Raw genomic sequence first — 21,341 nt, forward strand, 5'->3', positions numbered from 1 at the left:
TAAATATTCAAATAAATATTAATCTTATTAAAAAGGAGAGATATTAATGAAAAATAAAAAGGTATTTATGAAGATATCATACGTTATAGCAATTTCTATGTTAGTAGGATGCTCTAGTTCAAATTTCAGAGAACAAAAAATAGTGTTTCTAAAGGGAATACAGAAAAACAAGAAGTTAAAAATAAAGGGAAAATAAAGATTACAGATCATTAGCTTAGCATAGAACCTAGATCTGAAATTATTGAATCTCAAAAAGTTGATACTGGGGATTCATCATACAGACCAATTTTCATGGAAAATTACTGACCAGTAAACCGTTCCATCTTGCGATGTGGCTTTTCCTACACCAAGGGCATTCCAACGAGGATTTAAAATATTTTCTCTATGACCATGAGTACTAATGTTCATCCACCAATTAAAAGCATCGGCATATGTCCCAGGTTTTCCACAATAAATAATCCAACCTGCTGCTCCAGAAATACCAGCTTGTGATAACATAATACCCTCGTCTCCACCAAAGGTTGAGCTGTAATGACTCGCAGGACAAGCATTAATATTAGCCATATCATGCGCTTTTAATGTGGCTACTTTATCTAAACGAGGACTCCTGTGTATCGGACCTTTCCCCTCCTTTATTCTTTTTGCGAAAATAAGTCTCCACAGCATTTGTGTATCTGTTATGAACGGGGAATGTCCCGGTATGTGAGGAAACGAATAAATTGGCCGAATTATTTGTCTATTATAATCTGAAAAATGTCCATCGTTAAATGAGCTGTAATAGCAATATTGGTCAAAAGGGTGATAGTAATAAATAGGTTGATTCATAAATTAAACCTCCATAAAAACTTATTTAATTCTATATATGGTATGGTTAATTGGAACTTTGGAAACAAACTTATTTTTAATTTTTAAATTATTCAAAAAATATCCTTGGAATATTTTACACAGTATTAACAAGGTATTGATTGTAAAATGTTAAAAACCCAATTTATTACGAAATCAACTTACTTCCATTATCCCTTCAAAAAGGCACACCTTTAGATATAGGGGTACGGAAACGATTCGAGGTATGAGGGGCCACTATGAAAGAAAACCTAATTGATACAATAAAAACCGTAGAAATTAAATATTTCCACGGTTTTTATTTTTACCTAAGATCTCCTTTTAATTATTTTACAACAATATAGAACTTACCTGGCATTTCATTTTGTGCATCTTGAAATATTTTTAAAATTAAATCCGCATAAGGTCCTAACATTTTTTGAGTACTCTCGAAAGATTCCCATTCTATTGTTATAGGAAGACCTATAAATCCAGTTAAACAGTCCCACAAAGCATCTGCATTTTCCCCATAAAAACTAGGGAAATCTAATTGTTTTTTTAATATTTGGTGCAATACTTCTTTACTAGTAAATGTTCTTCCATCTAATTTTACTATATCCATAAATTTAATCCCTCTATTCCCTATTTTACTTCGGTAAACGTTTTATAATGATCAGAAGTTTTATACACTAATCCATCATTAGAATAAAGAATTCTATCATTACCTCGATACCCTGATGAATAATTAATATCCGCTTCATACCAAGTCCTATTTGGAGCACTTGGTAATAGCCTTTCATGATTATAATAAACATTTCCACCAATACTTTTTCCTGGAGCTACTTCGTGGAGATTTCCTTTCTTTCTATCCCATCCTAAAGCTTCAGCTTGTTGCTTTGTGATGAAATTATCCGGTAATTTCTTATTTTGTTTTATATACTGAGCGACTTCATCAAAACCCGTAGGATATTTCGTGAATTTTGTATTTTTGGCTGCCGCTTCTAAAGCCTTACCTTTCTTCTCAAGGTCTCCAACCTTCCCTACAACTTTACCGATAACCCGTGTTGTACCACCAGAGACGACAGCCAATGTACCCCATACATAATCTTCTGGATCATATTTTTGACCTGTTACTAAGTCTTCCCCTTTGATGAGTTGTCCAATTTCTTTACCTGTACCAATTATAGGCGTCATACCCAATACGAATGATACATCTCCATCATTTTTACGATCATATACTCTAGATGGATCGCCACCTAAATCACGTAGTGCATTACTCAAGTCAATATTTCCAACATTGATGGCAGCAGCAGGTATATCAATCTTATGACTTGCTATTTTATTAGCTGAGTCCATAAATGTATTTGCAAGGTCTAATCCCATGTTGAAATCTGTGAAGAATCCTGGGACTTTCGCATCCAATGCTTGTAAATCTTGCGCAATAATTGGAGTGTTTTTTCTTGTTACTTGTACAAGTTCCTCCATCCCAGGTTTTGCCTCATCAATGGAATGTTTCAGATTAATGGAGCTATTTACAACTGGTCCTAAATCTTTAACTACACCAGATAACCCCTTCGATAACTCTTGCATATTCAATGTGATTTGATGAATATCTTTATTAATTTCATTTTGACATTCAATGGCTTTGGCCGAAACCACATCTAATGCTTGATAATAACCAACATAGGCCTCAATAAGTGATTCATAATACTGGAGTATAAAACTGTATGTCTCTACACCAAAATCTAGTAATTCTTTTCCATCAGCTCCAAGTAATTTTACAAGTTCTTTCCTTTGGGTAACGGTTAAATTTTTTATATCACCTTTCATTGCATTTACTAGTTCTTGTAACTTACCATGTGCTTCTTTCATCACTTGTATTTTATACTGTACATCTTGCTTTGCGTTGTTTACGTTCCTTGAAATACTTTCCCAATTCTCTGCATCATCTACCAAACGATTTTCTTCTTCTTCTAAAATCTTAATCGTGTTATTTATGAGTGTTTCATCACTTTTTAAATAGTCTAATACACCTTCAAATATCTTTACTTTTCCATCAAGCAAAGTGAGTGGACTTTTAGCCTCCTGATCAAAAATAATGGCATCATGAATGCGCACATATCCCTTTTCTCCTTGGTAATTAACCTCATACCAAGAACCGACTTTCCCCACTACTTCTATTACTTCACCTTTATTTACACTTTTTGCACGTAATGCTTTTTTCAAGTCTGCCTCAGGATATACTTTTTTAACAAGGGATTCTAATGTAACCCACCCTTTAACCATTTCTCCATCTTGATTAAAGGAGAATTTCTTATCTTTATATGTAAAATCTCCTGTTTGTAATGCACCTGAAGGCTGTAGTAAATACCAATTAAACTCTTGTTTCATCCAACCATTTCTTGATTCATGAGAAGCATCAAAATAATACGGTTTCCCATCAACATGTGTAAATCCAGATTGTACAGGACCTAACGGGCCAAAGTAATAGGTTTTTCCGTCAATATGTTGGATTCCAGTTTGCACCACGCCATCGGTACCCAGATAATAATCATATCCATTTGTATGTACCCATCCTGATTGCATAACCCCATCGGTACCAAAATAATAACGTTTCCCATCAATTGATTGGAAACCTGTTACTTTTTGCCCGTCTTTTTTATAATACGTCCATTTTCCTTCTTCTTGTACCCACCCTTGTTTATTATCTAAATAGAGTGCTTCTTTTAATTGATCAATCCATTGTAATCCATTCGCAAGAACATTTAGATCACTATCAAGTTGTTTATCAAATTTCTTTTGAATATTTGGTGGAAAGTATTTTTCGGGATCTTTATGATACTCAGTTATCATAAAATGAGACAAATTCGTTGCTTCTTTTGCTACATCCCATGAACGAACTGGTGATTCACCAATTATAACTGACTCTAGTACCCGGACATATCCGATTTCCCCTTGATATTTGACTTGGTACCATAAACCTTGTTTTGAGATAACTTCTAAAACATCTCCATCCTTTACAGGTTTAGATTTCAATAAAAATTTTGTTTCTGGCTTTGGATAGATTCTTTTAACAGCAGAACGTAGAGTAATCCATCCCTTTTCCATATCCCCATACTTATTAATTTCAAATGGTTTTCCTTGATAGGTAAATGTTCCTGTCACATACTTCCCATCTTTTAAATAGCTCCATGAAGTTGCAGAAAAACTCCAGCCAGTCTTTAGTTTACCAGGTTCACTATAATATAAAGTATCTTTTCCTACCTGCTTTCTCCCTTGGAATAGCCTTCCATCTTTAAAAAAGGAGTACTCTATTCCATCTAACGTAATGTTATCTCTTTGCTTACTACCATCTTTGTTGTAATAGTACCAATTCTCTTTCTCCTTCACCCAACCAACTGATTCATCATTTTGCATATCTGTTACTTTCATAATCGTCCTATATAAGAACATAGAAAATTGCTCTCTAGTAACAATGCCATTTGGGTTAAAATTGCCGTCCCCTGTACCATTTGTTATTTTATTCCCAGCTAATATTTTGACATATTCGTTGGCCCAGTGACCTTTCATATCCGTAAATTCAAAATTCCCTTGCGGTTTTAAATCGAATGTTCTAACAAGCACTGCAGCCATTTCAGCGCGTGTCATATTATTTTTGGGGTTGAATTGTTTCTCTGCATTTACGCTAAATACACCCCGTGCAGTAAGTGCCAAGATTTCCTTTTTGAAATTGCTGTCACCAATATCAACAAATGGATTATTTGTACTATCTTGCGGTTTTAAATACCGATACAAGAAAGCAGCAAGATGTTCGCGAATAATAGGATCGGCTGCACCGAAATACCCATTTCCGTATCCTGTTATAATCTTATTTTCCGCCATATACATCATTTCTTTATACGCCCAGTGAGTTTTAGGGACGTCAATAAAAGATGATGAATTCACTTGACCATTTTCTTCTGCATACGCTGTTCCTACTGTACTGAATAATAAAATACATACCATAAAACTTAAAAATAATCTCTTAATTGTATTCATAATAGCTCCTATTCAATTGTTAAAAATATCATTGCAAAATCAGCACTTATTTTATCCCTCATTTACGGCATTTTATATGATTATCAAATTTCTATTCATACTGATATTTCGCATAAGGACAACCTAAGTCATTCTGTCTAAACAATAATTAATTCATAAGATGTTTCATTTTTTTAATGTAGCAGTCCGTTTATAGAACCTTCTTAATATACAGAAAAACTAATTTTTTTAATTTGAAAATCCCTTAGTATAAAATTCGCATTATGTTGACAAGATCCATAATAATACCAGTCTCCTTTCTCTTTGACGCGACCTATTTGATTTAAAACTTCGACTTCCTCTGTAAACATTGGTGCATAGGTAGAAAATAATTAAAATAATGATAATATAAGTCCTTTGATTTTCTTCAAACTCGCATCTCCTTATCAATTCGTAAAAAACCTTTCAATTATATATTAGGTTTCATTGTTATTAAAATAAAAAAATATAAATATGCATAATTGCATATTTCCCCTACCAATAGCACTTATCAAAATTCTTGAATAAAGTTCTTTTTTGATTTGTGATTAAATCCCAGAGTGGCCCCTCATACCGATAATCGTTTCCGTACCCCATATAGTATATTCTTTGCAGCGTAAACAACTTCAAAAGGTATCAAAATGTACTTAAGACACACTTCATAAGTACACACACTTTTTGAGATGTGTTTGTTGAATGATTTTATGCTTATTGGAGAGGGATAGTGTCCCTATCAGCTGGATACACCACAGAGAATCCCCTTGTTATGTTGTTTATTGTTTTTAATATGTAATCTGGTACATGAAATTTTATGATTAAGTTGTTCCTTTGTTTTTCTTTTAAAATTCTTATAGCATTCTATATAAATCTTATGGTATTATATAGATAGAAAATTTGTTTCCATTGTTTATACTCTATTGTACGTAGCGTGAAGGACAAACCTTACGCCCAGTTAACTCGGGCGAGGTTTGTCCTTTTTTTTATTTTAAGGAGGAATTTACTATGAAAAAAGTCTACAAAATCGGTACAGTTATCACAACTTTATGCGTTGCATGTATCGCGATCTTTACTTTAACTAAGAATGAATCAGTCAAAACAGAAACTATAACACCGGAAAAAACAATTGTATCTGCTGCAGATGTAAAAAGATTACCTGAAAATATAAAAGATATTTCAAAAGAAGAATTAAAGGAAAAAATACAATCCCATGAAGAGTTCATTGCGTATTACTATCAACCTACCTGTCATTTTTGTAAAAAAGCTGCACCAGATATCAATCGTATGTCAAAAAAGCATGATAGAACTATTTATCGTATTGATATCTCTACACCAGAAAATCAAAGTGCCTTTCAAGAGTTCGACATTCCAGGTACTCCAGTTGTTGTAGCTTATAACAGAGGTGAAGAAGTTGAGCGTTTAGAAGGAGCTGTTTCAGCTGCTACCTATGATGGATTCTTTGCAAGACGTAATTCGAGCGCTAGCTAGTATAGTGCTCGTTTTTCTTTGTAAGAAAGGAGAATTAACATGCAACAAAACGTCCGGATTCATTCGTTAGACATAATAAGAGGTATAGCCATACTATGTATCCTGTTTGCTAATCTACCCACTATGACGGGACTAGATCCCTTTAATCAAGCAGGTTATATTGGTACAGATAAAGTGATTCGTTTTTTAGTAGATTTGTTTATACAGGCAAAATTCTATACTATTTTCGCATTCTTATTTGGAGTAGGATTTTACATTTTTATGAAAAATACAAAAGCAAAAGGATATCCCATGTATAGGCTGTTTAGTCGGAGACTGTGTATCTTACTAGTCTTCGGTTTACTCCACTTCACCTTTCTTTGGTATGGAGATATTCTACATGCGTATGCTATAGCTGGATTTATTCTATTGTTCTTTTATAAGCGATCTACTCAGCTTATTTTTATAGCTGGTTGTAATTTCCTACTAGTTAGTTATGTATTACATATTATTCTATTTTTGCGAGCAAGTTCTTCTTTTCCTGAAGTACCAAATTACTATCAATATATGTTTACAGGCAACACTACCAATCACAATGTAAATCTATTTACACATTATTTACAACAAGTAAAAGCACGTCTATTCTTTCTGATGATAGAGGAATCCCATCAACTACTAATAGGAATTCCGGAATATATAGGGTTATTTTTAATCGGTTTATGGTCTGGCAAGAAAAATATTTTTAAAAGGGTACCGGAATTAATAAAGCAAATTAGATTTTTACAGTGGAGTTCATTATGTATTTCATGTCTTCTCTCCTATCCTATTATCTACTACTTTATAAAAACGGATGTCTATTACTCTCAGGATATACAACTATGGATTCTATTTGGAGGGAAAACGCTAGCTATATTCTATATTTGTACCCTACTTAGAGTTTGTGAGAATAAAAAATATATAGAGTGGCTGCAGCCCTTTATGAACGTAGGTAAATATGCTTTAACAAATTACATTAGTCAAAGTATACTAACTCTTGTCATTCTTTCGTTGTACTTTAAAGATGTCTCACACGTATATTACTGGCAACTATGTATCTTCGGACTTTTAATTATATTTGTACAAATAATATTCAGCAAAATTTGGAGTAAATATTTCCGCTATGGTCCTATTGAGTGGGTATGGAGAAAAGGAGTTTACAAGAAATAGCCTATTTTTTTCAGTTACATGCAATTAACTGAAAAAAATGATAAAATATTATATGAAAGATTAAAGATATATTTGTAGTTGTAAAATGATGTTATTAAAGTTAAAGTGGTTCAAGTCAGAGGAAGGCACTTTAGGGTGCTTTTTCTTTATATAGTGTATAAGGAGTACCGTCACATCGTTATAAAGCTAAGAAAATACAACTACCCCCTGAACAAGATTTTATGCTAATTTGTAATAAAAAAGCTCATTTTTTCGGTTTGAGGGTATCTTCTTTTCCTTAGCTTGATGGCGATGTTTCCGTGCCCCATTAAAGGCCATCCCGAAAGGAATGGCCTATTTTTTATGAACGAATATCGGAATTTTTGAAGATTTCAATGAGGCTGGTGAAGCTATCACTGGCATGACCAGTCTTCATGCCGCGCCTGAAGACTTCCAAAACAGTTGCTGGCAAAGCGGTGTCGATGCCGGCTTCTTGGGTAGTATGAACAACGTGCTCAACGCTCGCCAAGCCCATTGCGAGTCTGTCCACGTCACCAGGGTGCTCACCCTCGTCGAGACGCGGGGTATAAAACTCTACGAATTTCGGCAGTGACGACATCATCGCCGAAGCGTATGGTAGGAATTGCTCCGCCGTAATGCCGTTTGCGTTAGCGATTGCAAGAGCATGTAGGTAACTCAGCATTGCTGTCCAGAATATATCCATCTGTATCTGATAGTATAGCATGGCTAATCCGGGGTCCTCGCCCCGGTAATCAGTACTTGTTAACACTTCCAAGGTCTCCCTGTGAGCCTCGAAGACCACTCGATCACCACTATAGTATGTGTAAGATTCCGATTTACCTATGCCTGACGGTGGAACTTGCACCCCTCCAGTAATATGCCGTGCTCCACGGTCTTCCAACCATTTAGCCGCCTTACGAGCTTTCTCCGGAGTATCCGAACTCAAGTTAACGAGCACCTTACCGAATAAGTTCTCAGAGACGGGTTCAAGAATAGAGTACATCACATTGTAATCTGTAAGGCTAAGGATTACCAACTCGTTAGCAGCTAAAGCCTCGTTGACCGTGGACACCCTGATGGCTCCTTTTGCTACAAGCTGCTCTGCTTTACTTGAAGTCCGGTTCCACACAGTCACCGAGTACCCGTATTCCAGAAAAACGTCTGCCATCGCCTGACCCATCGGCCCTAATCCTATGACTGTTACTGATTTTCGGTTCCCAACCGCGTTTGTAGTTTCAGAACCATTTTTCTCATTTTGGCTATTACTTTTCAATGAAAAAACCCCTTTCAGATGAAATTAAGTAAATCATAAAGGATTACACTAGTGTCAATGTCAACACAAACAAAAATGGCCCCGGAGCAACTCATCATGCTCGGGACCATTTCTACATTAAACATTTCTCTTTTTCCTAATCGTTAAAGCGATTTGCCTCTCCAGTAATCTCTTTAATCCATGAAGTGCTTCGATTTGATAATTCACATTACTTAGCTTTTTTACATACGTTTCCAGCATCTCTTCGCAATATTCATATTCGTCAGGATTTGCCGCTTCGCTCTTGAACAATACTTTAATCTCATCTGCTGTTAATCCAAGCTTCAAGTATAATTGAATTGCTTTGACTCGCTCTATGGCCGATTCGTCGAAATCCCGGTAATTGTTCTCCAACCTATCGGCGTTTAGAAGTCCTTTATTTTCATAATGCCGGATGGATCGTATGCTGACATTGGTCAATCGTGCTAGTTCGCTTATTTTCACTCCTAACAAGCCCCCTTGCATGTTCGTAATTAATTGATTATATAACGCTGGTTTTCCATTATTATTTCGCCTAAATGAACTTGAAGCATCTGTAAAATAAGTTTTTCCCAAAAAGTAATTTAACGCAACTCTAGCATAACAATCAGTTTAAAATGGTGTCTGCAAAACTCCCCTTTATTTGTGATACGATTCACCGTTCTAGATTTTAAACTATCCTCCATGATTTATATACACAGTTAATGAACATATTTCTAGCTAAAACAACGAAAACTTCACCCATATGAGAATGTTTTTTGGGGTTTTTACGAGTATACTGGATTAAGAGGACAAAAGAAAACTGTATAATTTTTAGACCTATCTAGGGGTACAGAAATATCTCCATCAAACTAAAAAATACAAATACCTCCAAAACGAAAATTTTGTGCAGGTTGCTAGTATTTATTGTTTTGGGATAACTTGTTCTTGTTAGCTTGATAGTTAAGGGGTAATTGCATACTTAAGGTGCATATTAACAGACTATCCGTTTCTGGAAAAAATGCTCTATAAATTTAGAAAAGAGAAATTCGAGTGAAGCTTCGCAGATTCAAAAGAACTGCATAGGCTACGCTATTGCAGGTTACGGGGATTACACAATGCGAGTGAGTAAGTGCTACTCACTGCAGCGTGTCAAAATATGAAATAGATCGCAATCCACCTAGCGAGGCTAGGATAAGGGAAAGCGATCTGTTTTATTCAATTTTTTATTAAGAAATTCTAATCGTGAAAAAAAAGAAATAAGACTAAATAAAAAAGCTTGTGAAGAAAAAAGTGTATCTTTCTCTACAAGCTGAGTAACCTTTATAGGTCTACTCTTTAAGTGAAGCCGCTTTTGAGAATTTCATATTCATGAGGACACTTATGATACTTACAGCAATCATGACTGAACCAAGGATTTCAAAATGTCCTGGGGTAATTTCTTCCCCAAAAACTAATCCCAGGACGACAGAAGATAATATAGAGCCAAGGTAACGGCATGTTTGAAAAAGTCCGGATGACGTTCCAACTATATTAGCTGGAGATGCATCAAGCATGGCTACCTGTAAGGCGACATTTCCAATTCCATAGCTAATACCAATTAGCATAAGAATTAGGCACATAATAATTAGCGGAACGTGAATAAAGAAAATCGTTAACAAAACAGCTCCAATTAGCATAAGAAAGGATCCAAATACAATCGGCTGTCTTGCTCCAGATTTCTCCACCCATTTAGCTGAAATCGGAGAAAAAACAATGCTGATACCTGACATAAATAGCATAAGTAGTCCGCTTTCTTTTATACTAAAGTCCATTTCATCCTGAAAATAGGTTGGCAAGCCAAAGAACAAGCAATAATTAAATAAATTAAGCAGGATAAATTGCAAATACACCCATGTTAAAGTAGGATGTGATTTAAAAAGTCGTATATCAATAAACGGTGTACTCGCTTTCAGTTCTCTCCATACAAAAGCACCGAGAAATAACACTCCTAAAATGCCTGATAAATAATGAGGGGTGGTTTTAAAAGATAATAAAAACCATAACAATAATATCATTCCTACAGCAAACAGCAGGATTCCCATAATATCCATTTGTTTAATCAGTGCTTTCAGCTTCATTTTATTTTCTTTAGAATCCTTCGGTAAGACATACCATCCAAGTACGAAGCTTAGGAAAATAAATGGAAAATTCACTAAGAAGATGGATGGCCAGCCTCCCCAAACGATTAAAAAACCACCGACTGTCGGTCCAAGTGCAGCCATTGCAGATGAGAAGATTGAAAGAACAGCCAGAGCAGATGCTTGTTTTTCTTGGATATGCATTCGAACTAGACCGATACCTGCTGGATAAACGGCACTACTTCCAACTGATTGAATTAGTCGCATAATCAATAATATTGAAAAAGTAGGAGCTAATGGTGCACCAAATGCTGACACAGCTACTAAGACCAAACCAATTAGAAACATTCGTTTTCTTCCGATAAGGTCTCCTAGCTTTCCGGTAACTGGCTGCCCGATTGCACTGGCTAAGTAAAAGGAAGAAATAAGCCATGAAACAGTCGTAAAAGAAAGCTGGAAATCTTTTTGTATACTATGGAGAGCAAGTGATATCATAGAAGAATTCAACGGGTTTAGCATCGTACCAGTTGCTATAGCAGTTAAGAATAAGCCCCGCTTGTTTTGCCAATTTTTCATTTATTCACCTGTTCTAAAAATTGCTCTGTTGTACGAAGCTGACCTATCCTAGGAAAAATATATCGCACCGACATATCATGCTCTTCTGGACTAAAGGTTGTCATTGCATCTGTAATAAGGATTTGATTGTATCCATATTGAAAGGCCTCACGTGCCGTACTTTCCACACCGATATTTGTTGCGATACCACAAAGTACAATGGTATCTATCTCACGTCGTCTAAGCTGAATATCTAAATCTGTTCCAAAAAATGCTCCCCACTGACGCTTCGTCACCACATAATCATTGTCCATGACATTTAATCTTGGATCCAACACTGCCCAGTCTTTAGGCTTTTCCATCGTACTACCACTTGTTTGGTTATCTATTACAGGTTTTAGCGAATCTTTTCCATCGTGAAAATCAACCTTAACAAAAGCGATAAATCCACCTTTTTTACGAAAACGTTCAACAAGCTTTACCGATTTTTCTACTACTTCATCTCCTCCAGGCATAGCTACAATTCCTTTTTGTAAATCAATTAATACTAGAGCTGTTTTATTGAAGTTAATATTTAATGATGATGTCATATTTAGTCCCCCTGTTTAATCACTATTGTAATTTTCTTCTTTTTTCAATGGCTCGATTTAAACGAGTTAATAAGCTTGCGAAAATATTTTTTTCATCCTCCGACCAATCTGCCAATACTTCCATATAACTTTCGCATCTGTACTTACTCGATGATTCTAATTTATTTTTTCCATCATCAGTCATACTGATGATACTAACTCTTGCATCAGATTTCTCAGGCTTTCGATTTACTAGTCCGCCTGATTCCAGTGTTCGTACCTGTCGGCTTACAGTAGACATATTTAAATGGAAAATCTCCGCGATCACTCTTATTGAAAGCGGACCCTCAGCCGCCAAAAGCTTTAATATTAAATAACCAGAACGATCCAAGCTGTCTTTATGTCCATCCAAAGTTCGCTTAAAATCAGCTCTACGCATAAGCGTGACGATTTCATGCTCAATAATCTCAATGCTATCTTTCTCTTTTTTGCCCATTTCATCCTTCCCTTCTTACAAATTAACAAGTAAACAATTTGAACTTTGTACAATACGCATTATATTTCAAATTACTTGCATGATACAAGTAATATCCCCCGATTATTCATATTGGGATAGCACCACATCGCTATCAAGCTAAGAAATACAAATACCTCCAAAACGAGAAAATTGACATCTTCATGTGAAAATGTACAATTTTTTGTTTTGGGGTGTTATAAAATTCTTAAGTTGATAGTTCCTCAAAATATTAGCTTGAGAGCATGGTACTGAACCCCTAATGCTTTATTTTAATAATAATTCTTTTCATAAAATAAATCCCAGTTATCAGTCTAAAACATTTTTTAGATCTAACAATAACTAGTGGACATTTTTATCTTTCAGATAGTCTCTTTTATTCTAATTTCTTCATTTCTTTCAGCCGTTCTATATCCTTTTCTGAAGCCTTTTCTATTTCATACAATTCATAGCTACCCTTTGTCTCATTTATCACTACAAACTCAATTTCATTCCGAATATAGCTTTTAGTTTTTCCTTTTTTATAACCAATAACATTATCTAATATAGTTTCCCCACTATCTTTTTTATATAAATTATAGCTAACAGGTGGACGACCGATTACATATTTATTATCAGAAAACCCGACTATATCATCTCTTCCTAATCCTGTCGAAACACTCCAGACAAAAATAATCTGAAATATAGAAAAAACAACAATACCACATAAGAAAACAAATAGGATTGATTTAAAAAATAACTTTAAAAATATCCTGCCCAAAAACATTCCCTCCCATTTCACCTCGGGATAGCAAGAACAAAACGTGAGTTTTGTACGCTAAGAAACCGAATTTTTATATTGTTAAACTCAATCCCCGTCAATGTCATAAGAAAAAGGGTTACCGTAGTAACCCTTTTTCTTATAATACACGTCATTTAGGTAAGCTATGGATGAATAAAGTCAATCTATGAAATTTCCCACAATCTTTTAACTTCCACCAATTCCTGCCCATTGAATTCCATTCTATATATATCTGGTTTTGATGTCTGTAATAAAAAATTAAAATCATACTTACTTTCATAATATCCCATCATCAGAGTCATTACAGCTCCATGAGTGCCTAATACTACTTTCTGTCCTCGATAGGTGTTTTATAATTCTTTTAAAACTTTTATAGCACATTTCTGACAGTCGACATTCGACTCTCCTCCCATTAAAGCGAAGTTGGGATCTATGAATGACTTTTCTATCAAAGGGAATAATTCTTTATCCGACATTCGTTCCTCTTCAGCAATAAAAATTCTCTCTTTTAAGTCCTCAAATACTATAACTTCTTCTCCTATTTGCTTCGCTAACTGCTGAACAGTTAGAATTGAGCGTTTGTATGGACTCGAGATAACAACGTCGATTTCCTCACCTTGTAATGCATCTGTTATTCGTTGAACATCTAATTTTCCTTTTTCAGTTAATCCTCTTGTCTCTTCTTTTCCAAATTTCGGTGAATCCCCGTGTCTCACCATATATATGAAAGTTTTCATAATTGCCTCCATTTTTTCAGTTTTCTTTACACCCCCCCTGATATTGGCATATATATCCAAGTTTGTCCCTTTTAATTAACAGAAAAATTCGCTAATTCGAAATGAATTCACGATATTTGTAAGAAAAACTCGAAGTTTTCACTATCCTAAGGTATAAAAAACGTTATTCTTTCTAAACAAGCTAGATTAGAAAGGATGACGTTTTTTATGAATCTCCCGATTCAAAGTGAACTACAATTATTTGCTGAAGAATTATATCCACATCTTAGTCCTTCATTTTTAGAGAAGCTTGCTAGAGAACTAGACTTTGTACAACGAAAGTGTAAGTTTTCAGGTCGTGATTTAGCTACTATCTGTGTCTGGATAAGTCAACGGGTAGCGAGTGATTCTTTAGTGCGATTGTGTATGTAGTCAACTTCATGCTGTTACAGGAACTCTTATGAGTCCAGAAGGACTAAATAAACGTTTCAATAAGAAGGCTGTTTGCTTTTAAAAACATATTTTCTCCATATTATTAAAAAATAGAATTTGTGAAACATCAGTGATTCCAAGCTCTTCAATTACCTATTTTCAACGGATTCGTATTTTAGATGCAACGATTTTTCAAGTGACAAAACATTTAACTAGTGTGTATCCTGGGTCAGGGGTTGTGCACAAACAGCGGGTATAAAGATTCAATTAGAATATGATTTACATAGCGGACAGTTTTTAAATTTTCAAGTTGGACCGGCGAAGAATAATGATAAGACCTTTGGAACAGAATGTTTAGCGACCTTACGACCTGGCGATCTATGTATTCGGGATTTAGGCTATTATTCACTGGACGATTTAGATCAAATAGACCAACGTGGCGTGTATTATATATCGCGGCTTAAACTAAATAATATGGTATATATCAAAAATGAGTTTCCTGAATACTTTCGAAATGGGACAGTAAAAAAACAGTCTCAGTACATCAAAGTTGATTTAGAACACATTATGAATACCTTAAAACCAGGACAGGTCTATGAAATAACAGATGCTTATATTGGAAAGGATAAAAAACTATTTACACGAGTTATTATATATCGTTTAACTGAAAAACAACTTCGAGAACGTAAGAAAAAACAAGTGTATACGGAAAATAAAAAGGGTATTACGTACTCAGAGAAAAGCAAACGATTAGCTGGTATGAACATTTATGTTACCAATACACCTTTGGAATGGGTTCCGATGGAACAAATACATGATTTTTATTCCCTTCGCTGGCAGATTGAAATTATCTTTAAAACTTGGAAATCCTTATTTCAAATCCATGATTGGCACAATATCAAACGAGAGCGATTAGAATGCCACATTTACGGAAAACTTATCGCTATTTTTCTATGTTCTTCTACTATGTTTAAGATGCGACAATTAATTTTACAAAAGAAGAAAAGAGAATTAAGCGAATATAAAGCCATTGGAATGATTCAAGACCATCTATACATTCTTTATCAAGCCACACAGCAAAACACCCAAGAAATAACAAAGATTTTAATCCGCCTGTTTCATCTTCTACAAAAGAATGGACGAAAATCTCACAGATATGAGAAGAAGACTGTATTTGATATTATGGGAGTTGTCTATGAGTATAATGGATTGAGAAAACAAATGAAAATTGCATAATTAAAAAAGTGAAACCCGTTAGGGCTTATTTGGTATGCGCATTTTTAAGAATGTTTTAATCCAGCTAAACGAAAGTTCAGTTTGTTTATAATCTCAAATTGATGGGCATGTACAGTGACCCCTAGTATAGGATTTATGTCATTTGGGTAACGGAACCTTATATAAATCTTGCTACATTAAATTTATATTTCCTCTCCAAAACCTTTGTAAAGGTGTAGATAATCCTTGTTCCCTTAACCATCTTTTACTATATATTTGTAATCAACTTTTGTTAATTTTTCTTTTTCTTCAATTGTCCAACGTAATGCTTCGAGTCCCTTCTCTTTTGTCCAGAATCCTGTAGGCGTTTTTTTAATTCCCACTCTTTAAAACGATTTGGATATAATTCATTCAACATATGATAAGGACGACTACCCCAAAATTATAGCGCATTTAACATAGCAAATGGACTTGATTTCCAAAACTTTATACAAGGAGTTTGGAGTCGATGTTTTAACAACCATTTTTGTGAATATACATCTATTAACTCTTCACGAGACAAGTAAACGGACCTTTATTTAATACTTAAATTATCATTCCGATTTTTACCACAAATTCTTTTTAATTGTATAGCAGGTGAGAATTTTCTGTACTTATTTCGTTTTAGCTTCCATACTTTATGTATGTAGTGCATTCTTATCAATTTTCCCCATTACTTTAACTCGTAGGGGCATTAACTTTAGAACCCTGCTAATGGATAAGCAAGTTAATAATTATACTTGAAAATGGAGTGATACGATGAATAAGACGTATGATGTCATCATTACCGGTGCTAGATGTGCCGGCTCTACCCTGGCAATTTATCTTGCTAAGGCAGGTTTCCATGTGTTGTTAGTGGACCGAGCGAATTTTCCAAGGGACACATTATCAACCCATACCTTTTTCAATAATACTGTCGCTCTTCTTCGAGAAACTGGTGTCCTGGACAAGTTATTGGAAACAAAAGCACCGCCGGTACGGGATATTAAATTTCAATTTGAGGATACCGTGATAGAAGGTCTCATCCCTGAGGTTTACGGAGAGGAAAGTTGTTATTGTATTAGAAGAACTTATCTCGATCATATTCTACTTGAACAAGCCAAATCCCAAATGAATGTAACTGTTTTAGAAGGATTTCGTGTGACGGATGTCATCCGTGATGACGAAACAGTGATAGGCGTGAAAGGTTTAGACGGCGACAACGAGAAACAAGAATTTTTAGCTCGCCTGGTAGTCGGGGCAGACGGCCGATCCTCTATTATTCGCAAACTGGTAAAAAGTGAACTCAAAATAAGTATTCCGGCAACAGTCGGCATCTATTTCGGGTATTTCTCTGGATTTCGCCACGATAATGTCCCTAAATTTGAAGTATACAAGATAAAAGATAACACAGCCATTCTCTTTCCGACGAATGATGATTTATATGTAATTGTCGGCATTTTCCCATTAGAAAATAAGGAATTGATAGAACGGTTGAAATTAAATCCGGAAAGCTGTCTACGCAATTTCTTTACAGATAACTTTCCGAATACAACAATTGGGGCGCGCTTGAAAAATGCAGAACTAGTAGAACCGGTCAAAGGCATTCTCGGATATGATAATTACTGGTATAAAGGAATGGGAAAAGGATGGGCGTTGGTTGGAGATGCAGTTTGTTTTAAAGATCCTGGCATGGCGCAGGGTATCCATGATGCTATATGTGGAGCACGTATATTATCCAATATTCTATCAAAATATAAGGGACAATCCGATCAATCAAATCAAATGTCTGAAGAATATCAAAAGGCAATAGAAGATGAGTTTATGGTTCGGTTTCACATGGGATGCCAAATTTCGAAGAATGAACGCATATCTGAACAACAGGATGCTGTCAACAAGCTAATCAGTTCCCATCCAGAGGCTATAGAGAAGTTTTTAGGGATTTACAATTATGCAAACGAGCCCGCTGCTTTAGAAAAAGAACTCGCACGAATTATGCAATCGATCTAGCAATGATTTTAGAGATTAAGTGATTTAAGTACAAAGATAATTCACTATGAACCTCCCCCACTTACTCGCTTCCGCTTGAAGTGGGGATTTCTTAGCATCAACAAAGACAAGGTCCCATGAGAAGCGGATTTTCCATCTCCTCTCTGCACCTATGCAGGGACTCCTTTTCTTCATTTGACTAAGCAACTTCTGCACATGCAGAAGGGTGGGAACACACCGTCTACTACTTTTTGCTTACGCAATCCACAAATACTTTCTCTTCGTTTCTTCCGGGATATGACACATCTTTCCGTACAGTTCTTTTGCCAAAATGTTGCGGGCACCGTGAATGTCCCAGTGTTCTTCGTAGCCGCACACACAAACGTAGTTACGTGTCCGCACTTTCTTTCTTCTTTGGCAACAAGGGCATGTTTGAGAAGTGTATGCTTCGTCTACGAGAAACAATAGAGGTACCTTTAGCAATCTAACCTATTTCGATGCTGGAGCCAGAGTGACTTCGGGTAATGTTACCTTGTCATAAAAATCTACGAATTTGTCACGATCGACGCTATCACGGTAAGCCATGGCGACACGTGGATGTTCATTAAGTACACCAGAGATCATGTAAGGTATGATATAGCCTCACTCCCACTCTTGTCGCATTTCTAACAAGAGTATATCTTACTAGTGAATTCTGTATATAGGGGTGCCGCCACATGCCCATCAAACTAAGAAAAGCAAATACCTCAAAACGAGAAAATTGACATCTTCAAATGAAAATGTACAATTTTTTTGTTATAAAGTAACACAAAGTTTCGTTCTGGGGACACTATTAAATTTTTAAGTTGATGTTGATGTGGAGATGTCTATGCTTAAATTTTAGCACTATACTTGATAAACACTGTAGGATTTGTGGTAGTTATCTCGGTATACTCATTCTCAAATATGTATACTTTTTTATCTTCACAATGAATAAAAGCTACAATTTCTTTCCCACTGCATGCTTCAGAATATGTTCCATCTACTATTATTTTTTCAAAAGAAGAAAATGGAGAACTTGCTACTCGATATTCGAGCTGCTTTATTAGTCGTTTTTCTTCAGATACATGAATGATTTTCGGATCATCATCGGGTAAATACTCTAATCCGATTTTGTTCGGCGTAACGAGAATTAATAGGTGTAATGGTTCAATTTCGTTATTTATGTAACCATGAATATGATTTTTCCATCCAAATACAATTTCTCCTTTAGATGCCCGTATTGTTTTCTTATTAGAAACGTAATAGTCTAAATGACCTGACAATACAACGGCACAGTCTTCTCCAAACGGATGACTATGAGGTGGTATACCTTCCTTTGATCGAAAAATAACTTCATACACCCAATACTTTTCATCTTCTGTTTTATAAATAAGATCATTCTTTGATTGATTAATAACCGTTTTAGATAAATCGAAAACTTTCATATTAATCCTCCCAATTAACCTTTATATAGCCTTTATCATTTGTATTCAATATCTGTTTTGAAATAAAATGGATATTCAATGACTATCCCCTTCATGGCCTTCTCTCTATTGGGACCTGTTTCTTGAACCCACTTTGAGGTTTTATATGGCGAATTCGACTAGTGTAATCATTGTAATACACCTGTAAGTTCAATATATCTAATTACTATTTTATCAAAAGAAACAACAAGACAAATCAATCATAAGGATGAACTTCAAATAAAAACCTACTACTTTTGTAGTAGAAGTCCTACGTTATCACCATCAAACTAAAAAAAATTGTATCCATATAATTAAAAAATGCTACTCTTTTGTAGAAATATACAGAAAGGATGGCGTTTTGATATGGAATTATCGACTTCTGATAAACTAAAATTGTTTTCTGAAGAGTTGCAACGATATATGTCACCACATGTTTTGGAGCAATCAGCTAGAAAGATAGGATTTGTGAAACGAAAAAGTAAATATCTTGCACAAGATTTAGTAGCTCTTTGTATTTGGTTAAGTGAAAACATAGCAAATACTTCATTGACACAACTATGTAGTCGATTAGAAGCTAACACAGGTATTTCTATGAGTCCAGAAGGAAGGACTCAATCAACGTTTTAATTCCCAGACTGTACAGTTTCTACAGCAACTCTTAGCACATTTACTTCACCAACATTTTAACAAAAATATACGCTAAGTAAAATTCAACATGAAAAAACGTTGATTTTACTACTCTAAGAGAATCATCTAATCTCAAAAACGTATGTATTTGAGACAAGTGCGTTCCAATGTAAAAGATGCTGAAAAGAGCCTAAATAGTGTCTCAAAACTCATCTTTAAATCAAAAACTCAATTCAAATCGTGTTATTGAGTTTTGAGAATCCCTTAGCGTATAAAAAAGTTAAAATGTGCGTGCTACCTCTTAAACCATTTATACAGGAACAAGAAGGTATGGATAAAACATCATTGACATGCTAGTTGAACATTATGTAAATTCTCAACTAGTCAAACCGACATTCTAAAGCATATAAAGACATGTATATACGTCTCTATGAGACATTAGAAAATAAATAAAGAAAAAAAAGTATCCCTGTTTTTCATTAAGGATACTTCTTTTTCTGTTCTCTCTTATTAAAACCGCCATCGTTAGCGGAAGACATTTTAAAATTCTATGTGCCGATTTTTCCTTTTACCTTTTGGATAAACCACCATATTAAAGCTACAAGTAGGAGAAGGAGCGGTATTCCCTGAATAAAGAGAAATCCTCCCCAAAAATCAAGTACAGTACTATATGGAGAGTCTGTTGCCATCACACCTATAAATAAAGCTACTGGAATTGTGCATAGATTTGCCCCTAAGCTGACCATTATGAATGTTAGATTTTTATCCTTAGTTTTTGGTGAATCAGAATTGAAGAATGAGAATACAGCAATGCCGCTTATAAAATACAGTATTACATAAAACTGATTAAAATATCCCATAATATTCCCCCATTATCCTAATTGTATCATTAATAAGTTCAATTTTTTGTAACTTTAGATGTATAGGATATTCATATAAAGTTAACATAACACAACATTATTGATAGTAAGAAAAAAGCGGATCACTCCTCTCATAAGGAATCCACTCTTATTTATCTTCTATGGTAGCCATTGCCAAAATAAATATAAATCATGCCAATAGGCGCAACGAATGGACCAAATCCATATAAAACAAGCACTTTGAATATTTTCCAAATTAACATAAAAGGTAATGGCAGAATAAGAATATTGCCACTCGTTATAGTAGTAATAAGATCATCCCATACAATCGTTGCAAAAGGGAATAAAACACAAGCTAATAAACAATATAAAATTGCACCGATTGATGGAGTAGTCCTACTAGATACTTCCGCAATAACATTAACATCCGCACCACTATACCTCGTTACTTCCATGTAAATAAACAAAGCAGTTATAGAAATTGAAATAAAATATGATTTCACAAGATATTGAGTATTTACACCAAGTATTACTTTCTTAAAAAGTCCTAAAACTTTAGACAAAATAAGCGCTCCTTTCTTTATTTTAATTTGATAAACTAACTATATTAATATATAAAATAATAAATATAAAAACTTTT

17 protein-coding genes and 5 pseudogenes are annotated in these 21,341 nt (G+C 34.8%); 6 read left to right on the forward strand and 16 right to left on the reverse strand.

What is annotated here, in order from left to right; translation table 11 throughout:
- Nucleotides 1-273: 273 nt before the first annotated feature.
- The 3 genes from MR107_RS16610 to MR107_RS16620 all read right to left on the reverse strand — a co-directional run bounded on the left by MR107_RS16610 (nucleotide 274) and on the right by MR107_RS16620 (nucleotide 4,860).
- Nucleotides 274-825: a CAP domain-containing protein gene (locus MR107_RS16610; RefSeq protein ID WP_242292538.1), complete on the reverse strand. Its 552-nt coding sequence runs from the start codon at nucleotides 823-825 to the stop codon at nucleotides 274-276.
- Between the two features lie 343 nt (nucleotides 826-1,168).
- Entirely contained in the window at nucleotides 1,169-1,444 is a 276-nt protein-coding gene (locus MR107_RS16615) for a barstar family protein (protein ID WP_098675511.1), read from the reverse strand.
- Between the two features lie 20 nt (nucleotides 1,445-1,464).
- Entirely contained in the window at nucleotides 1,465-4,860 is a 3,396-nt protein-coding gene (locus MR107_RS16620) for an S-layer homology domain-containing protein (RefSeq protein WP_242292539.1), read from the reverse strand.
- A 1,020-nt stretch (nucleotides 4,861-5,880) separates the two neighbouring features.
- Here MR107_RS16620 and MR107_RS16625 point away from each other — a divergent pair.
- On the forward strand, nucleotides 5,881-6,363 hold the full coding sequence (locus MR107_RS16625) for a thioredoxin family protein (RefSeq protein WP_242292540.1): 483 nt from the start codon (nucleotides 5,881-5,883) through the stop codon (nucleotides 6,361-6,363).
- A 39-nt stretch (nucleotides 6,364-6,402) separates the two neighbouring features.
- The gene (locus MR107_RS16630) at nucleotides 6,403-7,548 is read left to right on the forward strand and encodes a DUF418 domain-containing protein (protein WP_242292541.1); all 1,146 of its coding nucleotides are present in this window, start codon (nucleotides 6,403-6,405) and stop codon (nucleotides 7,546-7,548) included.
- A 340-nt stretch (nucleotides 7,549-7,888) separates the two neighbouring features.
- On the opposite strand, the gene MR107_RS16635 is transcribed toward MR107_RS16630, so the two are convergent.
- Both MR107_RS16635 and MR107_RS16640 read right to left on the reverse strand, forming a co-directional pair.
- Nucleotides 7,889-8,821, reverse strand: a complete 933-nt coding sequence (locus MR107_RS16635; RefSeq protein WP_242292542.1) for an NAD(P)-dependent oxidoreductase — start codon at nucleotides 8,819-8,821, stop codon at nucleotides 7,889-7,891.
- A gap of 117 nt (nucleotides 8,822-8,938) precedes the next feature.
- Entirely contained in the window at nucleotides 8,939-9,304 is a 366-nt protein-coding gene (locus MR107_RS16640) for a MerR family transcriptional regulator (RefSeq protein WP_242292543.1), read from the reverse strand.
- Between the two features lie 501 nt (nucleotides 9,305-9,805).
- Here MR107_RS16640 and MR107_RS16645 point away from each other — a divergent pair.
- Nucleotides 9,806-9,986: pseudogene (locus MR107_RS16645) on the forward strand (transposase); the annotation flags it as partial.
- 163 nt (nucleotides 9,987-10,149) lie between these two features.
- Here MR107_RS16645 and MR107_RS16650 read toward each other — a convergent pair.
- The 5 genes and pseudogenes from MR107_RS16650 to MR107_RS16670 form a co-directional block, all read right to left on the reverse strand.
- Nucleotides 10,150-11,514, reverse strand: a complete 1,365-nt coding sequence (locus tag MR107_RS16650) for an MFS transporter (protein WP_242292544.1) — start codon at nucleotides 11,512-11,514, stop codon at nucleotides 10,150-10,152.
- Nucleotides 11,511-12,083 carry an isochorismatase family protein gene (locus MR107_RS16655; protein WP_242292545.1) on the reverse strand — a complete coding sequence of 191 codons (573 nt, stop codon included), beginning with the start codon at nucleotides 12,081-12,083 and terminating at the stop codon, nucleotides 11,511-11,513. The genes MR107_RS16650 and MR107_RS16655 overlap by 4 nt, the downstream gene beginning before the upstream one ends.
- A gap of 22 nt (nucleotides 12,084-12,105) precedes the next feature.
- On the reverse strand, nucleotides 12,106-12,558 hold the full coding sequence (locus tag MR107_RS16660) for a MarR family winged helix-turn-helix transcriptional regulator (protein ID WP_000516603.1): 453 nt from the start codon (nucleotides 12,556-12,558) through the stop codon (nucleotides 12,106-12,108).
- 394 nt (nucleotides 12,559-12,952) lie between these two features.
- Nucleotides 12,953-13,336, reverse strand: coding sequence for a hypothetical protein (locus MR107_RS16665; RefSeq protein ID WP_149216838.1), 384 nt, complete (start codon nucleotides 13,334-13,336; stop codon nucleotides 12,953-12,955).
- 185 nt (nucleotides 13,337-13,521) lie between these two features.
- Nucleotides 13,522-14,094 (reverse strand): annotated as a pseudogene (locus MR107_RS16670) (histidine phosphatase family protein).
- A 207-nt stretch (nucleotides 14,095-14,301) separates the two neighbouring features.
- On the opposite strand from MR107_RS16670, the pseudogene MR107_RS16675 reads away from it, so the two are divergent.
- Nucleotides 14,302-15,741, forward strand: a pseudogene (locus MR107_RS16675) (IS4 family transposase).
- Between the two features lie 233 nt (nucleotides 15,742-15,974).
- Here MR107_RS16675 and MR107_RS31380 read toward each other — a convergent pair.
- A complete protein-coding gene (locus MR107_RS31380) occupies nucleotides 15,975-16,103 on the reverse strand; it encodes a hypothetical protein (protein ID WP_255854486.1) in 129 nt (42 codons plus the stop codon).
- A 415-nt stretch (nucleotides 16,104-16,518) separates the two neighbouring features.
- On the opposite strand from MR107_RS31380, the gene MR107_RS16680 reads away from it, so the two are divergent.
- The gene (locus MR107_RS16680) at nucleotides 16,519-17,748 is read left to right on the forward strand and encodes an NAD(P)/FAD-dependent oxidoreductase (protein WP_001044754.1); all 1,230 of its coding nucleotides are present in this window, start codon (nucleotides 16,519-16,521) and stop codon (nucleotides 17,746-17,748) included.
- Between the two features lie 234 nt (nucleotides 17,749-17,982).
- On the opposite strand, the gene MR107_RS16685 is transcribed toward MR107_RS16680, so the two are convergent.
- The 3 genes and pseudogenes from MR107_RS16685 to MR107_RS16695 form a co-directional block, all read right to left on the reverse strand.
- Nucleotides 17,983-18,210 (reverse strand): zinc ribbon domain-containing protein, encoded by a 228-nt coding sequence (locus MR107_RS16685; protein ID WP_098088251.1) that lies wholly within the window; start codon nucleotides 18,208-18,210, stop codon nucleotides 17,983-17,985.
- 6 nt (nucleotides 18,211-18,216) lie between these two features.
- Nucleotides 18,217-18,399: pseudogene (locus tag MR107_RS16690) on the reverse strand (nucleoid-structuring protein H-NS); the annotation flags it as partial.
- Nucleotides 18,400-18,599: 200 nt separating this feature from the next.
- Nucleotides 18,600-19,193 (reverse strand): cupin domain-containing protein, encoded by a 594-nt coding sequence (locus tag MR107_RS16695; RefSeq protein WP_242292546.1) that lies wholly within the window; start codon nucleotides 19,191-19,193, stop codon nucleotides 18,600-18,602.
- Nucleotides 19,194-19,577: 384 nt separating this feature from the next.
- On the opposite strand from MR107_RS16695, the pseudogene MR107_RS16700 reads away from it, so the two are divergent.
- Nucleotides 19,578-19,893, forward strand: a pseudogene (locus tag MR107_RS16700) (IS4 family transposase); the annotation flags it as partial.
- A 496-nt stretch (nucleotides 19,894-20,389) separates the two neighbouring features.
- Here the strand turns inward: MR107_RS16700 and MR107_RS16705 are convergent.
- Both MR107_RS16705 and MR107_RS16710 read right to left on the reverse strand, forming a co-directional pair.
- Complete coding sequence (locus MR107_RS16705; RefSeq protein ID WP_242292547.1) at nucleotides 20,390-20,701, reverse strand: hypothetical protein; 312 nt, start codon at nucleotides 20,699-20,701, stop codon at nucleotides 20,390-20,392.
- Between the two features lie 152 nt (nucleotides 20,702-20,853).
- Nucleotides 20,854-21,264 carry a hypothetical protein gene (locus MR107_RS16710; RefSeq protein WP_065705108.1) on the reverse strand — a complete coding sequence of 137 codons (411 nt, stop codon included), beginning with the start codon at nucleotides 21,262-21,264 and terminating at the stop codon, nucleotides 20,854-20,856.
- Nucleotides 21,265-21,341: the final 77 nt, after the last annotated feature.

It is taken from the genome of Bacillus cereus group sp. BfR-BA-01441 (assembly GCF_022663075.1).
Classification (GTDB): Bacteria; Bacillota; Bacilli; order Bacillales; family Bacillaceae_G; genus Bacillus_A; species Bacillus_A cereus.

Bases quoted from the DNA above. Each gene is read 5' to 3' on its own strand.
- MR107_RS16610 (WP_242292538.1), bottom strand. From the start codon at position 825: ATGAATCAACCTATTTATTACTATCACCCTTTTGACCAATATTGCTAT.
- MR107_RS16615 (WP_098675511.1), bottom strand. From the start codon at position 1,444: ATGGATATAGTAAAATTAGATGGAAGAACATTTACTAGTAAAGAAGTA.
- MR107_RS16620 (WP_242292539.1), bottom strand. From the start codon at position 4,860: ATGAATACAATTAAGAGATTATTTTTAAGTTTTATGGTATGTATTTTA.
- MR107_RS16625 (WP_242292540.1), top strand. From the start codon at position 5,881: ATGAAAAAAGTCTACAAAATCGGTACAGTTATCACAACTTTATGCGTT.
- MR107_RS16630 (WP_242292541.1), top strand. From the start codon at position 6,403: ATGCAACAAAACGTCCGGATTCATTCGTTAGACATAATAAGAGGTATA.
- MR107_RS16650 (WP_242292544.1), bottom strand. From the start codon at position 11,514: ATGAAAAATTGGCAAAACAAGCGGGGCTTATTCTTAACTGCTATAGCA.
- MR107_RS16655 (WP_242292545.1), bottom strand. From the start codon at position 12,083: ATGACATCATCATTAAATATTAACTTCAATAAAACAGCTCTAGTATTA.
- MR107_RS16660 (WP_000516603.1), bottom strand. From the start codon at position 12,558: ATGGGCAAAAAAGAGAAAGATAGCATTGAGATTATTGAGCATGAAATC.
- MR107_RS16680 (WP_001044754.1), top strand. From the start codon at position 16,519: ATGAATAAGACGTATGATGTCATCATTACCGGTGCTAGATGTGCCGGC.
- MR107_RS16695 (WP_242292546.1), bottom strand. From the start codon at position 19,193: ATGAAAGTTTTCGATTTATCTAAAACGGTTATTAATCAATCAAAGAAT.
- MR107_RS16705 (WP_242292547.1), bottom strand. From the start codon at position 20,701: ATGGGATATTTTAATCAGTTTTATGTAATACTGTATTTTATAAGCGGC.